General features: G+C 70.1%; 20 protein-coding genes. 14 read left to right on the plus strand and 6 right to left on the minus strand.

The features are described 5' to 3' along the window. Positions 1 to 7: 7 nt before the first annotated feature. The 5 genes from MKL01_RS10500 (at position 8) to MKL01_RS10520 (ending at position 4,793) form a co-directional block, all read left to right on the plus strand. Entirely contained in the window at positions 8 to 988 is a 981-nt protein-coding gene (locus MKL01_RS10500) for an ABC transporter permease (RefSeq protein ID WP_243905159.1), read from the plus strand. A gap of 25 nt (positions 989 to 1,013) precedes the next feature. Next, complete coding sequence (locus MKL01_RS10505) at positions 1,014 to 1,985, plus strand: ABC transporter permease (protein ID WP_243905160.1); 972 nt, start codon at positions 1,014 to 1,016, stop codon at positions 1,983 to 1,985. A gap of 196 nt (positions 1,986 to 2,181) precedes the next feature. Then, complete coding sequence (locus MKL01_RS10510; RefSeq protein WP_243905161.1) at positions 2,182 to 3,162, plus strand: ABC transporter ATP-binding protein; 981 nt, start codon at positions 2,182 to 2,184, stop codon at positions 3,160 to 3,162. Continuing rightward, on the plus strand, positions 3,159 to 4,139 hold the full coding sequence (locus tag MKL01_RS10515; RefSeq protein WP_243905162.1) for an ABC transporter ATP-binding protein: 981 nt from the start codon (positions 3,159 to 3,161) through the stop codon (positions 4,137 to 4,139). The genes MKL01_RS10510 and MKL01_RS10515 overlap by 4 nt, the downstream gene beginning before the upstream one ends. A gap of 216 nt (positions 4,140 to 4,355) precedes the next feature. Beyond that, positions 4,356 to 4,793 (plus strand): helix-turn-helix transcriptional regulator, encoded by a 438-nt coding sequence (locus tag MKL01_RS10520; protein ID WP_243905163.1) that lies wholly within the window; start codon positions 4,356 to 4,358, stop codon positions 4,791 to 4,793. Between the two features lie 37 nt (positions 4,794 to 4,830). On the opposite strand, the gene MKL01_RS10525 is transcribed toward MKL01_RS10520, so the two are convergent. Both MKL01_RS10525 and MKL01_RS10530 read right to left on the minus strand, forming a co-directional pair. Further along, positions 4,831 to 5,274 (minus strand): MEKHLA domain-containing protein, encoded by a 444-nt coding sequence (locus MKL01_RS10525; RefSeq protein ID WP_243905164.1) that lies wholly within the window; start codon positions 5,272 to 5,274, stop codon positions 4,831 to 4,833. A 6-nt stretch (positions 5,275 to 5,280) separates the two neighbouring features. Next, positions 5,281 to 6,462 (minus strand): SMP-30/gluconolactonase/LRE family protein, encoded by a 1,182-nt coding sequence (locus MKL01_RS10530; protein WP_243905165.1) that lies wholly within the window; start codon positions 6,460 to 6,462, stop codon positions 5,281 to 5,283. A 669-nt stretch (positions 6,463 to 7,131) separates the two neighbouring features. On the opposite strand from MKL01_RS10530, the gene MKL01_RS10535 reads away from it, so the two are divergent. Continuing rightward, complete coding sequence (locus MKL01_RS10535; protein WP_243905166.1) at positions 7,132 to 7,836, plus strand: ParA family protein; 705 nt, start codon at positions 7,132 to 7,134, stop codon at positions 7,834 to 7,836. A gap of 2 nt (positions 7,837 to 7,838) precedes the next feature. On the opposite strand, the gene MKL01_RS10540 is transcribed toward MKL01_RS10535, so the two are convergent. Then, complete coding sequence (locus MKL01_RS10540) at positions 7,839 to 9,224, minus strand: M20/M25/M40 family metallo-hydrolase (protein WP_243905167.1); 1,386 nt, start codon at positions 9,222 to 9,224, stop codon at positions 7,839 to 7,841. A 203-nt stretch (positions 9,225 to 9,427) separates the two neighbouring features. On the opposite strand from MKL01_RS10540, the gene MKL01_RS10545 reads away from it, so the two are divergent. The 6 genes from MKL01_RS10545 to MKL01_RS10570 all read left to right on the plus strand — a co-directional run bounded on the left by MKL01_RS10545 (position 9,428) and on the right by MKL01_RS10570 (position 15,884). After that, positions 9,428 to 10,666: an ATP-binding protein gene (locus MKL01_RS10545; RefSeq protein ID WP_243905168.1), complete on the plus strand. Its 1,239-nt coding sequence runs from the start codon at positions 9,428 to 9,430 to the stop codon at positions 10,664 to 10,666. Positions 10,667 to 11,141: 475 nt separating this feature from the next. Continuing rightward, positions 11,142 to 11,666 carry a (2Fe-2S)-binding protein gene (locus MKL01_RS10550; protein WP_243905169.1) on the plus strand — a complete coding sequence of 175 codons (525 nt, stop codon included), beginning with the start codon at positions 11,142 to 11,144 and terminating at the stop codon, positions 11,664 to 11,666. Beyond that, the gene (locus tag MKL01_RS10555) at positions 11,663 to 12,670 is read left to right on the plus strand and encodes an FAD binding domain-containing protein (protein ID WP_243905170.1); all 1,008 of its coding nucleotides are present in this window, start codon (positions 11,663 to 11,665) and stop codon (positions 12,668 to 12,670) included. Before MKL01_RS10550 ends, MKL01_RS10555 begins: the two co-directional genes overlap by 4 nt. An 8-nt stretch (positions 12,671 to 12,678) precedes the next feature. Beyond that, positions 12,679 to 14,946: a xanthine dehydrogenase family protein molybdopterin-binding subunit gene (locus tag MKL01_RS10560; RefSeq protein WP_243905171.1), complete on the plus strand. Its 2,268-nt coding sequence runs from the start codon at positions 12,679 to 12,681 to the stop codon at positions 14,944 to 14,946. A 269-nt stretch (positions 14,947 to 15,215) separates the two neighbouring features. Further along, a complete protein-coding gene (locus tag MKL01_RS10565; RefSeq protein WP_243905172.1) occupies positions 15,216 to 15,653 on the plus strand; it encodes an EamA family transporter in 438 nt (145 codons plus the stop codon). A 75-nt stretch (positions 15,654 to 15,728) separates the two neighbouring features. Next, the gene (locus MKL01_RS10570; protein ID WP_243905173.1) at positions 15,729 to 15,884 is read left to right on the plus strand and encodes a hypothetical protein; all 156 of its coding nucleotides are present in this window, start codon (positions 15,729 to 15,731) and stop codon (positions 15,882 to 15,884) included. A gap of 19 nt (positions 15,885 to 15,903) precedes the next feature. Here MKL01_RS10570 and MKL01_RS10575 read toward each other — a convergent pair whose 3' ends face one another. The 3 genes from MKL01_RS10575 to MKL01_RS10585 all read right to left on the minus strand — a co-directional run bounded on the left by MKL01_RS10575 (position 15,904) and on the right by MKL01_RS10585 (position 18,930). Continuing rightward, the gene (locus MKL01_RS10575; protein ID WP_243905174.1) at positions 15,904 to 16,584 is read right to left on the minus strand and encodes a glutathione S-transferase family protein; all 681 of its coding nucleotides are present in this window, start codon (positions 16,582 to 16,584) and stop codon (positions 15,904 to 15,906) included. Between the two features lie 73 nt (positions 16,585 to 16,657). Further along, on the minus strand, positions 16,658 to 18,130 hold the full coding sequence (locus tag MKL01_RS10580; protein WP_243905175.1) for a M48 family metalloprotease: 1,473 nt from the start codon (positions 18,128 to 18,130) through the stop codon (positions 16,658 to 16,660). A 5-nt stretch (positions 18,131 to 18,135) separates the two neighbouring features. Continuing rightward, a complete protein-coding gene (locus tag MKL01_RS10585) occupies positions 18,136 to 18,930 on the minus strand; it encodes a thermonuclease family protein (RefSeq protein ID WP_243905176.1) in 795 nt (264 codons plus the stop codon). A gap of 610 nt (positions 18,931 to 19,540) precedes the next feature. Here MKL01_RS10585 and MKL01_RS10590 point away from each other — a divergent pair. Together MKL01_RS10590 and metK are read left to right on the plus strand one after the other, a co-directional pair. Further along, the gene (locus MKL01_RS10590) at positions 19,541 to 19,948 is read left to right on the plus strand and encodes a helix-turn-helix domain-containing protein (RefSeq protein WP_243905177.1); all 408 of its coding nucleotides are present in this window, start codon (positions 19,541 to 19,543) and stop codon (positions 19,946 to 19,948) included. Positions 19,949 to 20,124: 176 nt separating this feature from the next. After that, the gene (gene metK / locus MKL01_RS10595; RefSeq protein WP_243905178.1) at positions 20,125 to 21,303 is read left to right on the plus strand and encodes a methionine adenosyltransferase; all 1,179 of its coding nucleotides are present in this window, start codon (positions 20,125 to 20,127) and stop codon (positions 21,301 to 21,303) included. The last annotated feature ends 51 nt before the right edge of the window (positions 21,304 to 21,354 follow it).

Consider the following 21,354-nt stretch of genomic DNA (forward strand, 5'->3'; position numbering starts at 1 on the left):
GCCCGGCGTGCTCGCCTTCCTGCTGCGCCGGGTGATCCAGGCGGCCGCGGTCCTCGCGGTCGTCGGGCTCATCGCCTTCGCGATGTTCCGGTTCGCGGGCGATCCCGTGAACCAGATCGTCGGCCCCGACACCACCGTGGCCGAGCGGGCCCAGATCCGGACGGATCTCGGCCTCGACGATCCGGTGCTGGTCCAGTTCGCCCGCTATGCCGGCAACGTGGTGCGGGGCCGGTTCGGCATCTCGTACCAGTTCCGGCAGCCGGTCTCGCAGCTCCTCGCCGAGCGCATGCCGGCGACGCTGGAGCTCGCCTTCTGCGCCACGATCTTCGCCCTGGTGGTGGGGATCCTGATGGGCGTCTACTGCGCGCTGTTCCGCGACTCCTGGCTCGCCGGGCTGTTCCAGGCGGTCTCGCTCATCGGGATCAGCCTGCCGACCTTCCTGATCGGCATCCTGCTGATCTACCTGTTCTCGGTGACGCTCGGCTGGCTGCCCTCCTACGGACGGGGCGACACGGTCCGCCTCGGCTGGTGGACCACGGGCTTCCTGACGGCCTCCGGGCTCAAGGCGCTGATCCTGCCCTCGGTGACGCTCGGCCTGTTCCAGATGACGCTGATCATGCGTCTGGTGCGCGCCGAGATGCTGGAGGTGCTGCGCACCGACTACATCCGCTTCGCCCGGGCGCGGGGGCTCACCACCCGGGCCGTCCACCTGCGCCACGCGCTCAAGAACACCCTGGTGCCGGTGATCACCATCGCGGGGCTGCAGCTCGGCTCGGTCATCGCCTTCTCGATCATCACCGAGACGGTGTTCCAGTGGCCCGGCATGGGTCTGCTCTTCGTCCAGGCGGTGCAGAACGTCGATATCCCGATCATGTCGGCGTATCTGCTGCTCGTCGCGCTGATCTTCGTGACCATCAACCTCGTGGTCGACATCCTCTACACGGTGGTCGATCCGCGCCTGCGGCTCTCGACCGGGCGGGCGGCGTGAGGCAAGTCCCTATGAAGATCTGCCGATGAGCGGATACGACCTCGACGCGGGCGACGCCCCGCCGGTGCCGCTGCCGGAGGCGGCGCCCTCCCGCCTCGCGCGCTGGCGGGATTCCGACCTGCTGGCGAGCTTCCTGGGCTCCAAGACCGCGATGGCGGCGCTGATCGCCACCGTGCTGATGGTGGGGCTCGCCTTCGCGTCCTCATGGATCGCCCCCCAGAACCCCTACGACCCGGCGCAGCTCGACCTGATCAACTCCAACCTGCCGCCGATCTGGCAGGCGGACGGCCAGGCCCCGTTCTACCTCGGCACCGACGACCAGGGCCGGGACGTGCTCTCGGCGGTACTCTACGGCCTGCGCCTGTCGCTGATCGTCGGGGTGCTCGGGGTGCTGACCTCCGGCGTCCTCGGCATCGCGCTCGGCCTGATCGCCGGCTACGCCGGCGGCGCCCTCGACACGCTGATCATGCGCGTCGCCGACGTGCAGCTCACCTTCCCGGCGATCCTGATCGCCCTGGTGGTGGACGGCGTGGCGCGGGCGAGCTTCGGCGGCGCACTCGATGTCGGGCCGCTGATCGGGCTGATCGTGGTGTCGATCGGCCTGTCCTTCTGGGTGCAGTACGCGCGGACCGTGCGCTCCTCCGTGATGGTCGAGAAGGGCAAGGACTACGTCCAGGCGGCACGGCTCATCGGGCTGTCGCCGCCGGTGATCCTGGTCCGCCACGTGCTGCCGAACGTCACCGGCCCGGTCTTCGTGATCGCGACGATCAACCTCGCGCTGGCGATCATCACCGAGGCGACGCTGTCGTTCCTCGGCACCGGCCTGCCCGAGACCATGCCGTCGCTCGGCACCCTGATCCGCACGGGCAACCGCTTCCTGTTCTCCGGCGAGTGGTGGATCGTCGCCTTCCCCGGGCTGGCGCTCGCCGGGCTCGTCATCGCCATCAACCTCCTGGGGGATTGGCTGCGCGACGCGCTCAATCCGAAGCTGCAATGATGGATTCGGCTGTGCGCGTTCCCCCGCCCTATCCCACCCTCCACCTCATCCTGAGGTGCCGGAGCGCAGCGGAGGCCTCGAAGGAGGGCTCCAGGGATCGCGCGCTGTCCGGAGGGCTCCTTCGAGGCGCGCTGCGCGCGCACCTCAGGATGAGGGCGCGGGTTGGAGAAAGCTCCGCCGTCGGAACCCGCAAGCCATGACGGAAAAAATCCTCTCCGTGCGCGACCTGACGGTCGCCTTCGACACCCGCCGCGGGCCGCTCACCGCCATCGACCGGGTCTCCTTCGACATCCACCGCGGCGAGATCCTGGGGGTCGTGGGCGAATCCGGGGCCGGCAAGTCGGTCACCGGCGCGGCGGTGATCGGGCTGATCGACCGGCCGGGCCGGATCGCCGGCGGCGAGATCCTCTTACGCGGCGAGCGCATCGACAACCTCTCCCCCGAGGCGATGCGGCGGGTGCGCGGCCGGCGCATCGGCATGATCTTCCAGGACCCGCTGACCTCGCTGGACCCGCTGTTCCGGGTCGGCGACCAGATCGTCGAGACCCTGCGCACCCACACCGACCTGTCGGGCCGGGCCGCGCGCACCCGCGCCATCGATCTGCTCGCCGAGGTCGGCATCCCGGCCCCCGAGCGGCGCATCGACGGCTACCCGCACGAATTCTCCGGCGGCATGCGCCAGCGGGTGGTGATCGCCCTGGCGCTCGCCGCCGAGCCCGAGCTGATCATCGCCGACGAGCCGACCACGGCCCTCGACGTCTCGGTCCAGGCCCAGATCATCACGCTGCTCAAGCGCCTGTGCCGCGAGCACGGCACCGCGGTGATGCTGGTCACCCACGACATGGGGGTGATCGCCGAGGCCGCCGACCGGGTGGCGGTGATGTATGCCGGGCGGGTCGCCGAGATCGGCCCGGTCGCCTCGGTGATCGCCAAGCCCCACCACCCCTACGCGGTCGGCCTGATGGGGGCGATCCCGACCCTGTCGCAGGAGGCCGCGAGGCTGAGCCAGATCCCCGGCTCGATGCCGCGGCTCACCGCGATCCCGAAGGGCTGCGCGTTCAACCCGCGCTGCCCGAAGGTCTTCTCGCGATGCCGCGTCGAGCGGCCGGAGCCGATCCCGGTCGATGCGAGCCGGGTGGCGTGTCATCTGTACGATGCAGCGGAGCGCGCAGCGTGAGCGCCTACGTCGAAGTCACCGACCTGCGCCGCCGGTTCGACGTCTCGAAGCCCTGGCTCAACCGGGTGCTCGAGCGCGAGCCCCGGAAATTCCTCACGGCGGTCGATCGGGTCGGCTTCGAGATCGCCAAGGGCGAGACCTTCGCGATCGTCGGCGAATCCGGCTCGGGCAAGTCGACGGTGGCCCGGATGGTGGTCGGCCTGCTGCCGCCCTCCGCCGGCGAGGTCCGCATCACCGGGATCTCGATGACCGATCCGCGCCAGGCTGCCGCACGGCGGCGGATGCGCTCGCGAATCCAGATGATCTTCCAGGACCCCTACGCGTCCATGAACCCGCGCTGGCGGGTGGGCAAGATCGTCGCCGAACCGATCCGGGCGTTCAACCTGATCCAGGGGGAAGGGGCGATCCGCGCCCGGGTGGCCGAGCTCCTCGGCCTCGTCGGGCTCCATGCCGACGATTCGAAAAAATACCCGCACGAATTCTCCGGCGGGCAGCGCCAGCGGGTGGCGATCGCCCGGGCGCTTGCCAGCCAGGCCGAGTTCCTGGTGGGCGACGAGCCGACCTCGGCGCTCGACGTCTCGGTGCAGGCGCAGATCCTCAACCTGATGCGCGACCTGCAGGACCGGCTCGGGCTGACCTACCTGTTCATCTCCCACAACCTCGCCGTGGTCCGCCACATGGCGACCCGGGTGGGGGTGATGTATCTCGGCCGGCTGGTGGAGGTGGCGGCCGCCCGGGACCTGTTCGCCCGACCGCGCCATCCCTACACGCGGATGCTGCTCGACGCGGTGCCCGACCTCGCCCATGTCGGCCGCGCCCGGGTGCCGGTCTCCGGCGAGATCCCGAACCCGATCGATCCGCCCCCGGGCTGCACCTTCAACCCGCGCTGCCCGCTGGCCAACGACCGCTGCCGCGCGGAGGTGCCCGCGCTCCTCGACGGCGTCGCCTGCCACGCCGTGCAGGAGGGGCGCGCCTAGCGCCTCGCCCCCGGCCGCTCCCGCGTCCCGGAGCGGCCCCGGACGGGCCGCCGGGTTCGCTCCCGCATCGCGGTCCGCGGACCCCGTCACGAGAGGCGTGGCCACGGCTCCGGTGCACGTGCGAGGGCCGCCACCGGTCTCGGGACGATGGCGTGAGCGGGCTGGACCCACCGACGCCGCCCGCGCAGCACGCGGTTACGTGGGCCGACGCCCCACATGGCCGAACGCATGGTCGCGGTGGGGATCGCTCTCATCGTCGCCTGCTTGGCCGGGCGCTTGGCGATGGAGGCGCCCGGAGCGCTCCACGGGACGCTGATCGTCCAGCGCGCCAAAGCACACGGCGTCGAGAACCTCGGCGACCCCGACCGCGATCCGGCGCAGGTCGCTGCCGCGGTGGGGGTGTCGTTGCGCCACCTGCAGGCGCTGTTCCGCGCGAACGGACGCAACATCGCCGCCTGGATCTGGCAGCGGCGGCTCGACAAGGCCGCACAGCGCCTGTCCGATCCGGGCGGCCTCAACGTCTCGATCAGCGAAGTGGCCTATCGCTGCGGGTTCGTCGACCAGGCTCACTTCTCGCGCCGCTTCCGGGACCGATACGGCACGAGTCCGCGCGAGTACCGCCGCGCCGCCCTGACTCAGGCCGCGCCGCCCTGACGAGAGATGGTGACCGGCCCGTCGGCCTCGCCTTCCCTCACGCGTCCCGCCATGCCGAGAACGTCGCCGCCTGGCCCAGGCTCACGCCGTCGCGGTCGAGCTGCCAGACCACCGCGTGCTCGATCCAGAACCGCCGGCCGTCCTTGGCGATCCGCAGGCCGCGGTAGCCGCGGGTGAACCCGTCCCGGGCGACGGCGTCGAGGAGCCTCTGACGCTCGGCGCGCTCCGGCGCCTCGGCCGAGAGCCGGGACGGCAGGCCGACGAGTTCCGCCCGCGCGTAGCCGAAGCAGGCCTGCGCGGCCCGGTTGGCGTAGACGAAGCGCGGGTCCGTGGCGCCGTCGTGGGCCAGCACCGCGAAGGGCGCCGCCTCGTAGAGCCAGGCGGCATCGGCGCCCGCCGGCACCAGGGTCTCGCCGAGCCGCCGCGCGTAGCTGCCGGTGAGGACGGCGAAGAAACTCGGATCGCGGGACAGGTCGGCCATGGCCGCCTAGATGACGGGATCCGCGTCGATTCGCATCCGCAGGATCGCGTAGGGCGGCTGCTGCAGATCCTGGCCGCCGTTGTATTCCGGCCGGCGGTTGACCTGCGCCGCCGAGATGTAGAGCCATCGGTCGGGCGTGATCCAGAACGTGTCGGCCCAGATCAGCCGGTCGTCGGCGGCGATCACCTCGATGGTGCCGTCCGGCAGGCGACGGCCGACGGCGTTGTGTTCCTGCAGGCTCAGATAGACCCGGTCCCGGGAATCGGCGATGAGGCCGCCGGTCATGCCCTTCTCGCCCAGATCCCGAACCGAGGCCGCCACGTCCGCCTCGGAGGCGTTCGGGTCCCGGAGTGCGGCGGTCTCCACCGCGTAGAGGCGTCGGCTCATCAGGGGCGCATAATACAGGCGGGCGCCGTCCGGGCTGAGCGCGATGCCGTTGGCGCCGCCTTTCGGGCTCTTCGGCGGCGCGTCGCCCGCGTCCTCCTTCCTGCGCTCCATCACGGGGCGGCGCTCCACGAACTTGACGAGGCCGTCCTCGGACCGCGTGCTGGCGTGATCCGCCAGCCGCCGCACCACCCGCCCGCCGTCGAGGTCGACCACGAGGATCGCGCCCTGGCCGGTCTGGCCCTGGTCGGTGATGTAGGCGAGCGCCCGCCCGTCGCGCCTGTCGACCCGCAGGTCGTTCAGCGAGGAATGCGGCATCACGCCGGCCCCGAGGGGGATCGACCGGCGGATCCTGTCCTGCGCGATGTCGATCGCCACGATCTTCGCGCCCCCCGGCACCGGCGTGCCCTTGCCGTCGGGCAGGCCGGCATCCAGCACCCAGAGGGTGTCGTCGCGGTCGAAGACGGCGTTGGGGACGTGGAACAGGCTGGCCTGCGGGGCGCTCCGATCGGGCCTGTTGGCCTCCGCATCCGGATAGGGCTTCACCGTGCCGTCGGGCATCACCTCCCCGAGCGTCACCGGCTCCGCTCCGGTGAAGCGCGGCATCATCACGAACATCCGCCCGTTTCCCGCGATCGCCAGCCCGGTCGGCGTGGACGGCGCGGCGGCGGCGATCGCGAGCTCCAGCGGACCGACGGGACGCGTCACGGGCGGCTGCGGGGCGGGCGACGGGGCCGCCTGAGCCCCCCGCGCCGCGAGGGCGAGGAGGCCCGATCCGATCAGGCGACGGCGGTGGAGGAACATGCGCGTCCTGGTGCTCGGGACTCGATCCGCGCGCCGGCATTCCGTCCGGCGGGCCTCGTTCCGCGACCCGTGCGGTCGGGAATCCCGGCCCAACGCGTGGCGGCCGCGACCGATCCCGCATCCCGGGATCCGGAGGGTCCACGTCCGTGTCGAAGCCGCCTGACAACCACGTTGTGGTCGCCCGATCTACTTAGGGAACGAACAGAAAACTGTGACGTCATAAATATCTGTATTTTAATATAATTGTACTCACAATCGAGATTTAAGCGACGATCAATAATAAAGACCGGCCTATCTGTGTGCTCGATCACTTGACCTCGGCCGGCGGATCACGTTATGGCCCCCACAATATCGAAATGAGGCCACATTGGTTTTTGATTTCATGCCGGCTGGCGATGCGCCGTACTCGATGATTGGAGACGGGATATCGCCTTTAATCAGTAGATGTTTGAAAATATTCGCTTCTGATCATGGACGTATCAGGCGGCGACGGTTTCCGGCGGTGGAAGGTCATGATCTGGCCGTCACGATGCCCGCTCTACAAGGACCGTCACGGGACCCGGGTGCGGGCTGCTCGCAGGGGCGGCGCTGGACCGGATTCCGGGCGGAGGTTTCCCGGATCGCCGACCCTGGCGCCGGTCGGCTTCGAGATTGACAGGCGGGAGGGGCATGGATCCCCAAGGATCCGAACGGGAGCCCGGGGCTCCGACCCGGGGGGACCGCGGGTCGCTGCGGATCCTGGCCGTCGCGGTTCAGAAGGGCGGCACCGGCAAGACCACGCTGGCGGCCTCCCTGGCGGTCGCGGCAGCCGAGGCCGGCGAGCGCGTGGCCGCCCTCGACCTCGACCCGCAGGGCTCGCTGGCGGGCTGGGGGGCGCTGCGCAGCGGCGATGCCGTCGCGGTGGACCGGATCCAGCCCTGGGAGATCGGGCAGCTGGCCGAGATCCTCGGCGTCCTCGCCGAGGAGGGGCGGACGCTGGCCGTTCTCGACACCGCGGGCAGCTCGGCCGGGCTCGCGCCGGCCCTGAAGGACGCCGACTTCGTGCTGATGCCGGTGCGGCCGTCCCGGCTCGACATCGTGGCGGCGCGTCCGACGCTCCAGATCCTGATGGATGTCGGCCTGCGCGGCCGGTTCGCCCTGGTGCTGAACCAGTGCCCGGCGCCGCCGTCGCCGCGCACCAGCGCCTACGCGTCGCAGCTGCGGGCCCTGGGGGTGCTGGCCGACCCCGGCATCATCCACCGGGTCGACCATCAGGACGCGCTCGCGACCGGCCTGGGCGTCACCGAATACGCCCCGGCGAGCCCCGCCGCCGACGAGATCCGGGCGCTCTGGACCTGGATCGACGCGAAGATGCGGGCGACGGAGGCCCGCTGAGCTCAGCCGTCCCCGAGGGCCGCCAGGATCCGCGCCCAGGAGCGCGTGCCCTTGTGGAAGCTCGTCAGGTCGTACTTCTCGTTGGGCGAGTGGATCCGGTCGTCGTCGAGGCCGAACCCGATCAGCAGGGTGTCGCGGTCCAGGATCCGCTTGAAGTCCCCGACGATCGGGATCGAGCCGCCGGCGCCCACCGTCACGGCCGGCACGCCCCACTCGTCCTGCAGCGCCGCCTTGGCGGCGCCGAGCTGCGGCATGTCGAAGGGCAGGCTGATCGCCCGCGAGCCCTTGTAGGTGATGACCTCGACCTTGCAGTCCGCCGGAACCCGCGCGCGCACGAAGGCCTCGAACGCTTCGGCCAGCCGCTTCGGGTCCTGGTCGTCCACGAGGCGGAACGAGACCTTGGCCGAGGCCGTGGAGGCGATCACCGTCTTGGTGCCCTCGCCGGTATAGCCGCCGATGATGCCGTTGGCGTCGCAGGAGGGGCGCGACTGCACCAGCTCGATCGGCATCCGCCCGCGCTCGCCTGCGGGCTCCTTCAGGCCGATCGGCCCGAGCAGCGTCTCCGGCGTCAGGCCGAGGCCGCGCCACTGCTCCAGCACCTCCGGCGGACGCTCGTGCACGCCGTCGTAGAAGCCCGGGATCGTCACCCGCCCGTCGGCATCGTGCAGGTCGGCGATGATCTTGGCCAGCACGTGGATCGGGTTGCGCGCCGCACCGCCGAAGAAGCCCGAATGCAGGTCGCGGTCGGCGCAGGTGACCTTCACCTCGAAATACGCGAGCCCGCGCAGGGATGAGGTGATGGCCGGAGTCTTCCGGTCCCACATGCCGGTGTCGCAGACCAGCACCACGTCGCAGCCCAGGCGCTCGCGGTTGGCCGCGACCCACTCGGGCAGGCCCTGCGAGCCGCTCTCCTCGGCGCCCTCGATCAGGATCGTGACGCCGCAGGGCAGCGCGCCGTTCATGGCGATGTACGCCCGGCAGGCCTCCACGAAGGTCATGACCTGGCCCTTGTCGTCGGAGGCCCCGCGCCCGACGATCGTCTTCCTGCCCTGGCCGTCGTCGGCGATGTGCGGCTCGAAGGGCGGCGTCGTCCAGAGATCCAGCGGGTCGACCGGCTGCACGTCGTAATGCCCGTAGAACAGGACGTGCGGCGCGCCCGGCTTCGGCTTGGTCGCGAGGACCACCGGATGCAGCGAGGTCTCCTCCACGGAGGTCTCGAAGCCCAGCGCGGTCAGGTCCTCGGCGAGCCACGCGGCGGCCTCGCGGCACGGTCCGGCATAGGCCGGGTCGGTGGAGATCGACGGGATCCGCAGGAAGGCGAACAGCCGCTCCAGGGCGTTCTCCAGGTCCGTGTCGATGTCGTTGAGGATCGCGTCGAGCGCGGCCATCGGGGGCTCCGGGGTGCGGCGGGGTTGGCTCGGGACGAGGGTTAGCCGAGGTCGGGCAGGGGCGGCAACACACGGTCGGCTCGACCGGCGCCGTCTGAAACTGCCCTCCGCTTACGCGACCCGCATTTACGCATGCCCTCCGGGCTTTATTTTGTGAAATTGCGAGCCTACGCTCGCCGGTGGCAGGGCAAAACGAAGCTGCGATGGGCAAAAGCATGGCCTCGGACGATTGGGCGGCGATGGCCGCCGAGGTGTACGGCTCCTTCAGCCCCGGCAGTCCTATCAAACTCCAAGGCGATCTTGCCGGCCGAGAGGACCAAGCCGGGAGGCTGCGCGGCATCGTTCTCAGCTCGGGAGAGCATGCGCTGATCTACGGCGAGCGAGGAGCAGGTAAAACCTCGATCGCGAACACGTTTCACCTCAGCCTGCACAGCGATACCAGGCGCATTCATTCGATTCACGTTAACTGCGGCGACAATGATTTCTCCGCAATCTGGCGGAAGGTCTTTCGTCGCGTAAAGGTAGAAAGCGACGCCGAGCGGCGATCTTTGGATCAATTCTATCCCGAAACGATCACGCCAGATGACGTGGAAATCGAGCTAAGTAATTTCAGAATCAACGATATTCCAATCATTATACTGGATGAATTCGATCAGATATCGGATCCGAGAACCAAAATCTTGATGACAGAGACGATCAAATCGTTTTCCGATCACACAATTCACGCCAAGATCATACTGGTTGGAATTGCTGGCAACGCTGGTGAGTTGATCGCGCAGCATGCTTCGATTTCAAGGGCGTTGAAGCAAGTTCAGATGCCCCGGCTGAGCTTGGCGGAATTGGAGGCTATCGTCACCACGCGGTATAAACGATGCGGTCTCAGAAGTGATGACGAAGCTCTCTTTCAAATGGCATTTCTGTCGCGCGGATTGCCGTATTATGCGCATCTGATCGGGCGGCATTCGGCGCTCGCCGCCATTCAGAAGAAGAAGGTTTTTGTCGATGTCGAGGATGTGTTCCTGGGGCTTCAGGAGGCAATAAAAGAAGTCGATCAAACAATTACTGAAGCATATCTTGCGGCAATCGTCAGTCAAAGGAACGAAGAAACGCTCTATGAGCCGGTGCTGACAGCCTGTGCTCCGGCAGAGTCGGACGATCTTGGGCAATTTCAGCAAGCGGCGGTGTCCGCGCCACTCTCGGAAATCGCCCCGCGGAAGCCCGCTTACACCCCGACCACCTTCGCGTTCCACATGAACGAGTTCTGCGAAGACAAGAGAGGCAGGATTCTGTCGCGTGTCGGGGAGGCGAGGAATTATCGCTACTCTTTCACGGATGCGATGATGCAGCCGTATGTCATCATCCGGGCGTTACAGAGCGGCCGCCTGAAGCGTGCGACATTTCAAAAATTTATTGCTCGACGGCAGCGATCACTCGCGGTTTAGGACTCTTCGGCGACCTGGAAGTTGCGTTCATCCTTGCGACGAGAGATCGGTATCGACGTCTGCTTGGGCGATCCATGCTCCGATGACGGAGGCCGATGCGTCGACGGCAAGATGCCGAAGGGTCGGCATCCGGCCCTGCAGCGTCGAACGGGCTGCCCCCCGGTACTGCGAGAAGCCGGGACGGCATCCGGCACACGCTGCGGCGCATGCCGGCGGATGACTACCCTGGCTGACTAACCTGGCTGACTGCCCTGGAAGACGCGAGCGGTTCGGTCCCGGTGCGCGGATCAGCTTCGGCGGATTTGGCGTCGAACCATGACAGCGCCGCAGTTCGCGCTGGGCCTCAGTCTCCCCTTTGAGACAGCATGCCCCGGAACAGGCGCAGATTGGAATGGTTATCGACGACATCCACCGGGCCCGTCCGGACCGCTCCGGTCCCGCCCGACCCCGCTGCCGCCCAGACCGTGGACACGCCATGCTTCTCGAGAAACAGCCGCCCGTGTCGGCGGATACGCCCATCGGCATCACGCTGACCATCAACGGGCAGCGCCGCGCGCTTCAGGTCGCCCCGTGGACCACGCTCCTCGACCTGCTGCGCGAACGGCTCGACCTCACCGGCACCAAGAAGGGCTGCGACCACGGCCAGTGCGGCGCCTGCACGGTGCTGGTGAACGGCACACGGGTGAATGCCTGCCTGACGCTCGCCGTGATGAAGGACGGCGCCGAGATCACCACGGTCGAGGGCCTCGCCGGCCTCGGCGACCGCAAGGGCAGCAACGCCCTCCATCCGATCCAGGAGGCGTTCATCGAGCACGACGCCTTCCAGTGCGGCTACTGCACCCCGGGCCAGCTCTGCTCCTCGGTCGGCCTGCTGAACGAGGGCCACGCGCACACCCGCGACGAGATCCGCGAGGCGATGAGCGGCAACATCTGCCGCTGCGGCGCCTACACCAACATCGTCGACGCCATCGAGGACGTCATGCAGGGAGACGCCCGATGAACCGCTTCGACTACGTCCGCGCCGGCACGGTGGCGGAGGCGGTGCAGGCCTTCGGGGTCGGGGCGCGCTTCATCGCCGGCGGCACCAACCTGATCGACCTGATGAAGTACGAGGTCGAGAAGCCGGGCCGGCTGATCGACATCACCCGCCTGCCGCTGGACCGGATCGAGGACCATGCCGGCGGCCTGCGGATCGGGGCGCTCGCCACCAACGCCAAGGTCGCCTACGACGACCGCGTCGCGGAGCGCTACCCGCTCCTGCGCAACGCCATCCTGGCCGGCGCCTCGGCGCAGCTGCGCAACGCGGCCTCGACCGGCGGCAACCTGCTGCAGCGGACCCGCTGCTACTACTTCTACGACGTGGCCACGCCCTGCAACAAGCGCGAGCCCGGCTCCGGCTGCACGGCGATCGGCGGGATGAACCGCATCCACGCGATCTTCGGGACGAGCGACAAGTGCATCGCCACCCATCCCTCGGACATGTGCATCGCGCTGGCCGCCCTGGAGGCGACCGTGCAGGTGAGCGGCCCGCAGGGCGAGCGGTCGATCCCGTTCGCGGAGTTCCACCGCCTGCCCGGCGACACGCCCGAGACGGACACCAACCTCGCCCCGGGCGAGATCATCGTGGCGGTGGACCTGCCGGAGAGCCGGTTCCCGCAGCACTTCACCTACCTGAAGCTGCGCGACCGGCTGTCCTACGCCTTCGCGCTGGTCTCGGTGGCCGCCGGCCTCGAGCTCGACGGCGACACGGTGAAGACCGCCCGGCTGGCGCTCGGCGGCGTCGCCCACAAGCCCTGGCGCAACCGTGAGGCCGAGGCCATGCTGGAGGGCAAGCCCGCCACCCGGGAGAGTTTTCAGGCGGCGGCCGACCTCATCGTCGCCGAGGCCAAGCCGCAATCGGAGAACGGCTTCAAGATCGATCTCGCCCGGCGCGCCATCGTGCGCGGCCTCGAACAGGCCGCCGCGGGCACGCCCCAGTCGCTCAGCGACAAGCGCATCCAGTAGGGCCCGCCATGACCGACACCGCCAGCCCCCAGACCTTCAGCTCCACCGGCCGCGATACCTTCGTCGGCACCCCGCGCAGCCGCATCGACGGTCCCGCCAAGGTCACCGGCCTCGCCAAGTACGCGGGCGAGTTCGCCGCCCCGGATCTCACCTACGGCGCCGTCGTGTCGAGTTCGATCGCCAAGGGCCGCATCGCCGCGATCGACTCGGCCGCGGCCGAGGCGGTACCGGGCGTCCTCAAGGTGATCACCCACGAGAACCGGCCCCGCACCGCGTGGCGCGACAAGAACTTCCAGGACGCGGTGGCGCCCCCCGGCTCGCCGTTCCGCGCCCTATACGACGACCTGATCGTGTTCAGCGGCCAGCCGGTCGCCCTGGTGGTGGCGGAGGATTTCGAGGCCGCGCGCTACGCGGCCTCGCTGGTCCAGGTCCGCTACGAGGCCCAGGAGCCCGTCACCGACCTCAAGGCCGCGCGGGGCGACGCCTACGATCCGCCCACCAAGCGCGAGGGCATCAAGCCGCCGCCGGCACCCTGGGGCGACGCCGACCAGGCGTTCGGCACCGCGCCGATCCGCGTGCAGGGCGGCTACACCCTGGCCAACGAGCACCACAACCCGATGGAGCCGCACGCCACCACGGTGGTGGTGGAAGAGGACGGGACCTACACGGTCTACGACAAGATCCAGGGCGTCTCGAACAGCCACCAGTACCTCGTCAACGTGTTCGGCCTGAAGCCCGATCAGGTGCGGGTGCTCAACCCCTATCTCGGCGGCGGCTTCGGCTCCGGCCTGCGCCCGCAATACCAGGCGTTCCTGGCGATGCTGGCCGCCCAGGAGCTGAAGCGCTCGGTCCGGGTCACCCTGACCCGCGACCAGATGTGGTCCTTCACCTACCGGGGCGAGGCGCTCCAGACCATCGCGCTCGGCGCCGAGCCCGACGGCACGCTCACGGCCCTGCGGCACGACGCCGTGCAGGGCACCTCGACCTTCGAGGATTACCAGGAGGTGATCGTCAACTGGTCGGGCGTGCTCTACCGCTGCGATAACGTCGCCCTGACCTACCGGATCGCCAAGCTCGACACCGCCACCCCGGGCGACATGCGCGCGCCCGGCGCGGTGACCGGCGTCTTCGCCATCGAGACCGCCATGGACGAGCTCGCCTACGCGACCGGGATGGACCCGATCGCGTTGCGGCTGAAGAACTACGCCGAATCCGACGCCACCGCGAAGGGCAAGCCCTTCGGCTCGAAGGCGCTGAAGAGCTGCTTCACGCAAGGCGCGGAGCGCTTCGGCTGGGCGAAGCGCAATCCCGAGCCCCGCTCCATGCGCGAGGGGCGGGAGCTGGTCGGCTGGGGCATGGCCACCGGCATCTGGGAGGCCATGATGATGCCGTCGAGCGCCATCGCGACCCTGACGCCGGACGGCCGCCTGACGGTGGGCAATTCCACCGGCGACATCGGCACCGGCACCTACACGATCCTGACCCAGATCGCCGCCGACACCCTCGGCCTGCCGATGGAATCGGTGACCACCAAGCTCGGCGACACCCGCCTGCCGGAGGCCCCGGTCGCGGGCGGCTCCTGGACGGCGGCCTCCTCGGGCACCGCCGTGATGAAGGCCTGCCGCAACGTCGGCGCGCAGGTGTTCAAGCTCGCCCGAGCGATGGAGAACTCGCCGCTGGCCAACGTCGATTTCGACCGCGCCGTGTTCGCGGACGGCCGCATCTCGGTGGCGGGCGACCCGAGCCGCAGCGTCTCGCTGGTCGAGGTGCTGCAGGCGGCCGGCGTCGACAAGGTCGAGGCGGTCGAGCAGGCCGGGCCCGACAAGGACTTCAACCAGAAATACGAGGCCTACACCCACTCGGCGATATTCGTGGAGGTGAAGGTCGACGAGGAACTGGGGCAGGTCCGGGTGACCCGCGTCGTCTCGGCGATCGCGGCCGGCAAGGTGCTGAATCCGAAGACCGCCCGCAGCCAGATCCTCGGCGGCGTGGTGATGGGGATCGGCTCGGCGCTGGAGGAGGAGTCGATGCTCGACCACCGCATCGGCCGGTTCATGAACCACAATCTCGGCGAGTACCACGTGCCGGTGAACGCCGACATCTACGACATCGACGTGATCTTCGTGGACGAGGAGGACAAGGCGAACCCGCTGGGCGTCAAGGGGCTCGGCGAGATCGGCATCGTCGGCACCGCGGCGGCGATCACCAATGCGGTGTTCCACGCCACCGGCAGGCGCGTGCGCGACCTGCCGATCACCATCGACAAGCTGCTCTGACATCGGGGCGTTTCGGGGCGGGCGGCAGCCAGTCTCGGGACCGGTGATCTTCGACGGGGAAGCCGCCGCGCGCACGGCGCGGCGGCTTCCTTGCGTGATAGGCATCCCCTCGGACCGCGTGGCCGATCCCGCCCGCTCCGTCATCGCGCGTGCAGCGAAGCGACCCGGGGCGGGCGACATCGGCAGGTGTCGCGCAACGGGCGTTCCCGGCTTCACGCGCGGGGACGGCGGTGCTTAAGGGGGTCGGAACGAAACGGCATGGGGTCCCCGTGAGTCATCTGCTCCAGTCCTGGCGCTTCTGGGCGCTCGCCGCGGCCGGGTTCGCGGCGCTCACCGCGATCCTCGCCAAGGTCGGCGTGACCGGCGTTCAGTCGGACGTCGCGACCCTCGTGCGCACGGCCGTGATCCTCGTCTTCGCGGGGGTCATCGTCCTGGCCTCCGGGCAGGCGGGCGGCCTCGCGCAGATCTCCGGCCGCAGCCTCGTCTTCCTCGTCCTGTCGGGGCTCGCCACCGGGGCGTCCTGGCTCTGCTACTTCCGGGCGCTGTCCCTGGGGGACGCCGCCCGGGTCGCGCCCCTCGACAAGCTCAGCGTCGTTCTCGTGGCGATCCTCGGCGCCGGGCTGCTCGGCGAGAGCCTGAGCCTCGCGGCCTGGACCGGCGTCGCGCTGATCGCCGCCGGGGCCGCCCTGGTCGCCTCGGGCTGGTGAGCGGACGAGCGGCGGCGCACCGATCCGTTAACCCGGCCGGCGCATCCTCCAGGTCCCTCGCGAAAGGGGACCGCCATGGATTGGGTCTACCGCGGCTTCGAGACCTCGCTGCTCGGTCTCGCCCTCTGTCTCGGCCTCGCGGCCTGCCTGATGCTCGGCGCCGACCGGTCATCGGCCCCGATGGTCTCCGTCACCCTTCCGATGCTGGCGGTGACGGCCCCCGCGCCCTGAGCGGGAGCCGGGGCCGCCCTCAGGCCGCGCTGCGCGTGGCCGGGAACATGATGCTCCGGGCCTCGTCGTCCATCTCCGCCTTGAAGGTGTGGCGGCCCTTCAGCGCCTCCGCCGCCTGGGCGGCCGGACGCGCGCTGACCGCGTCGAGGTGGCGCTTCACGTTCGGCAACTCCGCGAAGGCGGTCTCGCCGAGGACGAACGGCACCATCCGCGCCCAGCCCCAGACCGCCATGTCGACGATCGTGTACGCCTCGCCGAGCACATAGGCGCGGTCAGCGAGGCGCCGGTCCAGGATCCCCCAGTGGCGGCGCGCCTCGAACGCGTAGCGCTCGGTGGCGTAGGCGCCGCCGTCCCGCGCGAAGTGGCGGAAATGCACGCACTGGCCGGAGAAGGGCCCGATGCCGGTGGCCACGAACATCAGCCACGACAGCATCTCGCCCCGCACCGCCTCGCCCTCGGGCAGGAACCGGCCGGTCTTGCCCGCGAGGTAGAGCAGGATCGCGTTGGAATCGAACACGGTCACGTCGCCGTCGATCAGCGATGGCACCTTCGCATTTGGGTTGAGGGACGTGTAGGCGGGGTCGAACTGCTCGCCCCTGCGGGTATCCACCGGCACCGGCTCGTAGGGCAGGCCCATCTCCTCCAGGCAGAGGGCCACCTTCATGGGGTTGGGGCTGAGATTGTAGAAGAATCGAATCACGGCACTCTCCCTGAACGATCCCGGAAAGATGTCCGGGGCTGGTGCCCGTGCAAGCCGCGGCCGTGCAGGGCGGCTATTCCGCGACGATCTTGTAGCTGCGTCCGGGCACCAGGGCTGCGCCCCGCTCCAGCCCGTTGAGGACGAGGAACCGGTCGAGCGCCCGGTCCGGCACCGCCATGCGGCGGGCGAGCTCCTCGGCGCTGGCCGAGGTCGCCTGCACCACCTGCAGCCGCAGGGGACGCAGGGCCGTCTCGTCGGGCGAGACGGCGCCCAGCGTCGCGGTCCAGCGGCGGAAGGCCGGGTCTGGATCGGTGGCGCCCTTGGCAGCCATGATCATCCGGTAGGTCGAATCGCCGATCCGGATCGCCGCGAGGCGGAAGGTCCAGTCCTTGCCCCGCGAGAGCGCGAAGGCCGCCGGGTGGCCGCCGACGTCCCGGGTCTCGAAGCCGGCCGGATCGAATGCGTCGTTCCAGCTCGCCTTCAGCACCGCCTCGAGGGACTGGCCCTCCTTGGCGTCGATCTGGTCGAACAGCAGGCGGCGGTTGCCGTCATGGGTCGTCCCCAGCACGGCCGCGCGGGTGTTCTCCAGGGCGAAGCCGTCCGGAACCTCGAAGGCGATGCCGAGGCCGGGATGGATGAAGCGGTGCCCGCGCACGGCACCGTCGCGCGGGTTGTCGCCGTAGGCGAGCCCGTCCACCGCGGCGAGGTAGGAGGCCCGGTCGTCGATGCCGATTCCCGGCGCCCCGATGCGGCGCGCCGCCCGCGTGACCTGGGTGATGCGCTCGGCGGTGCCCGGATGGGTCGCCAGCATGTCGGGCTCGGCGGCGCTGCCGGCCTTCAGGCCCGTCGAGCGGTTGAGGGCGGTGAGGAAGCGGCCGGCCGCGAACGGGTCGTAGCCGGCCTTGGCCAGCGTCCGCACGCCGGTGGCGTCCGCCTCCAGCTCCTGCTCGCGGGAGAAGCGGGCCAGGGCGAAACGCGACTGGCTCTGCAGCTGCGCCCCGGTGGTCGGATCGTTCAGCACGTCGGCCACCACGCGGCTGACGAGCGCCGAGCGCAACTCCAGCTCGCTGCGGGCCGTGGCGTGGTTGAGGGTCACGTGGGCCATCTCGTGGGCCAGCACGGCCGCGACCTCGGAGGTATCGCTCGCCAGTGCCACCAGGCCCCGGGTCGCGTAGAGGCGCCCGTTCGGCAGCGCGAAGGCGTTGACCACGGGGCTGTCGAGGAGCGTCACCGCGTAGGCCTGATCGGGCCGGTCGCTCGCCTTCACGAGACGGTCGGTCACCTCGGTCAGCATCCGCGTCACGCCGGGGGCGCGCGCCTCGCCGCCGAAGGACGCCACGAGCTTGAGGTGGTCGGCGTCGGCGACGCGCTCGCGGCCGGTGGTCCGCGGCGCCTCCGCGGGCACGCGCACCACGGCCGGCCGAACGGTCGCGTCGCCCTGGTCGGCCACGCAGGCGCCGAGCAGGCCGGCCAGCAGGAGACCGGACGCCGTCACGCTGCCCGCGCGCCGCGCCGCCGACCGAAATTGCCCCGTGATCCCGCCCATCGCGATCAGCGCCGCAGCTCCCGTTCCCCCTCCGGCCCGGCCTCCGGCCGGTCCGACTCGCCCAGGACCTCGATGGCGTCGGCGCCGGCTTCCAGGGTCGGGCCGCGCCAGACCTCCAGGATGCCGCGCACGCGCACGCGCTGGCCCTCGGACGAGGCCGCACTCAAACCACGGGCGTGCACCATTCGCCAAGTGCGTTTCGATACGGTGACCGTGAGCGCGTCCGCGCCGGGGGGCGCGAAGTCCAGATAGGTGCGGGCGCCGCGCTCGCCGACGTGGCGCACGCGACCCTCCACGATCACGAAGCGTCCGGCCAGCGCCCGGAGGGCCGGCCCGTCCTGCGCCGCCGGGAGGGGCTCGCGCCAGATGCCGAGCCTCCGCGCCCGGGCGGCCGCCTCCACGAGGCGCAGGGCCGGGCGGCAGAGCGAATCGGCCTCGTTCGCGTCGGCCAGGGCGAGACCCGCGCCGATCAGGCCGCCGGCCAGATCGTCGTCGCCGTCCGCGATCTGGATATCGGCGCGCGCCCGGTCCCAGCGGTCCGGCTGCCCGCGGGGGACCACCGTGACGGCGGAGCCGCGCCGGGCCACCAGCCAGGCCTGCGCCGCCGCGGCGGCCTCCGGCACATCCGGCCACCGCAGGGAATCCGGCACCACGCGGGCGCCCGACCCCAGCAGGATCTCGCCCCGAGGCCCGATGCCCGACAGGATCTCGGCGCGCGCCGGACCCGCCGCGCAGGCCGGCGCGCCGGTCCGCGGGGCGGCCCCGACCGGCCCCGCGAGCACCGTTGCGAGCGCCGCCATCAGCGCCGCCCCGCGCCACCCCCCGGCCGGTTCCATCGGTCCGCCCTTCGAACGCCCCGGCGCAGCATGGCGCGTCGGCGCCGCCTGTCCACCGGCGGCATTTGGCCTGGGGCGTGGAGGATGCTAAGGAGCCCGCGGTCGTCTCCGTAGCTCAGCTGGACAGAGCACAGGTTTCCTAGACAGGTTCAATTGGGCGTCGCGCCGGGAAACCGCGCGGCGGATCCGCTCAAAGTCGGGGAAAGCTCCCGGCACCGGCGCGCGTCGTCCGGAGCCCTGCCGATCCCGAGCCAAGCCCGCGCCCCGCGGGAAGGTGTAGAGACTAGACGGGCGGCACCTACCGGCCGGGCGCGAGCCCCGCCCAGGGTGAAGGGATAGTCCAGACCACGAACGCGTCCCGCGACGGATGCGGCGGCGAAAGTCGAAGTGGTATGAAACCTGGGGTCGCAGGTTCGAGCCCTGCCGGGGACACCACCCTCTCGATCTTGATCGTCCTCTGCCCCGGCGGCGGCGGAAATCGTTCACTGCGTGGCCGCAGTGCCGGTGACAAAATCCCGGGGCGGCGCTAAGCTTTGCCAGTGGGAATCACGGCGCGGGGGTGGACGAGCTCTTCATGGCGGGCCAGAAAACCGATCAGCGCGACGTCTATGTCGGGCAGCGCATCGCCGAGCAGAGGCGCAAGGCGTCCCTCACGCAGCGCCGCGTCGCGCAGAGCTTCGGTATGTCTGCGGCTCAGCTACAGAAGTACGAGAAGGGCACGAACCGGATCAGTGCCGTCCATCTCGACATCTTCTCCCGGATGACCGGGGTGCCGATGGACTACTTCTTCAAGGGCATGCCGCGCAACGACGACTTCATCGCGCCGGGCTTCAGCGAGCCGGAGCAGGCGTCCCTCGGGGAGGGGCGGCTGAAGGAACTGGCCGAGATCCTGGGGCGGCACATCACGGAGAATTTCTCCGAGGAGGCGCGGCGCGACGTGGCTGCGGCCATCCGGGCGCTGGAGAGCAAGCTCAACGGTTGAGACTACGTGGACGCCCGCCGGAGCGGCCGATTTTTCATCCGGCTCGTCCGTTATAGCGGAATCGTTCGGTGATCCGTCTTGACCGTGACTCGGGCGAGTGCGAGAACCCGGACCCCATGAAGGGTCAAACGCCGTGATCGCACCGGCGTGCCTGTGAAGCCGGGGCCGTCCGTCCGATGCCGCGTTCCAACTACCTCTTCACCAGCGAATCCGTGTCCGAGGGGCATCCGGACAAGGTCTGCGACCGGATCTCGGACACGGTGGTCGACGCTTACCTGGCGGCGATGCCCGAGGCGCGTCTCGGCGTCGAGACCCTGGCCACCACCAACCGCGTCGTCATCGCCGGCGAGGTGCGCGGGCCCGACTCGGTCACCTTCAAGGACCTCGAGGCCCTGACCCGCGAGGCCGTGAAGGACATCGGCTACGAGCAGTCGGGCTTCCACTGGAAGAACAACGACGTCGCCATCCACCTGCACGCCCAGTCGGCCGACATCGCGCAGGGCGTCGACGCCGCCGGCAACAAGGACGAGGGCGCGGGCGACCAGGGCATCATGTTCGGCTACGCCGCCGACGAGACCCCCGAGCTGATGCCGGCCCCGATCTTCTACGCCCACCGGATCCTCAAGGACCTCGCCGACGCCCGCCGGGCCAAGCAGGGTGACGCCGCCAAGCTCGGCCCCGACGCCAAGAGCCAGGTCACCGTCCGCTACGAGAACGGCCGCCCGGTCGAGGTCACGCAGATCGTGCTCTCGACCCAGCACCTCGACGAGTCCCTCGACTCCGCGGACGTGCGCGCCATCGTCGAGCCGTACATCCGCCGCGCCCTGCCGGAAGGCTGGGTCGGCGAGGGCACGGCCTGGCACGTGAACCCCACCGGCAAGTTCGTGATCGGCGGCCCGGACGGCGATGCCGGCCTCACCGGCCGCAAGATCATCGTGGACACCTACGGCGGCGCGGCGCCCCACGGCGGCGGCGCGTTCTCCGGCAAGGATCCGACCAAGGTCGACCGGTCGGCGGCCTACGCGGCGCGCTACCTCGCCAAGAACGTCGTGGCCGCAGGCCTCGCCCGCCGCGCCACGATCCAGCTCGCCTACGCGATCGGCGTCTCGAAGCCGCTCTCGATCTACGTGGACCTGCACGGCACCGGCCAGGTCGACGAGGCCAAGCTCGAGGGCGTGCTGATGGACGCCATGGACCTCTCGCCCCGCGGCATCCGCACGGCGCTCGGCCTGAACAAGCCGATCTACGCGCGCACCGCGGCCTACGGCCATTTCGGCCGCGCCCCCGAGGCCGACGGCGGCTTCTCCTGGGAGCGCATCGACCTCGCCGAGAAGCTGAAGTCGGCCCTCGCCTGAGGGCGGCTTCCGCCCCGCATCGTCCGGGAGCGCCGGCCGGGCTCCGGAGCG

This window comes from Methylobacterium sp. J-070, assembly GCF_022829385.1.
Lineage (GTDB): Bacteria > Pseudomonadota > Alphaproteobacteria > Rhizobiales > Beijerinckiaceae > Methylobacterium.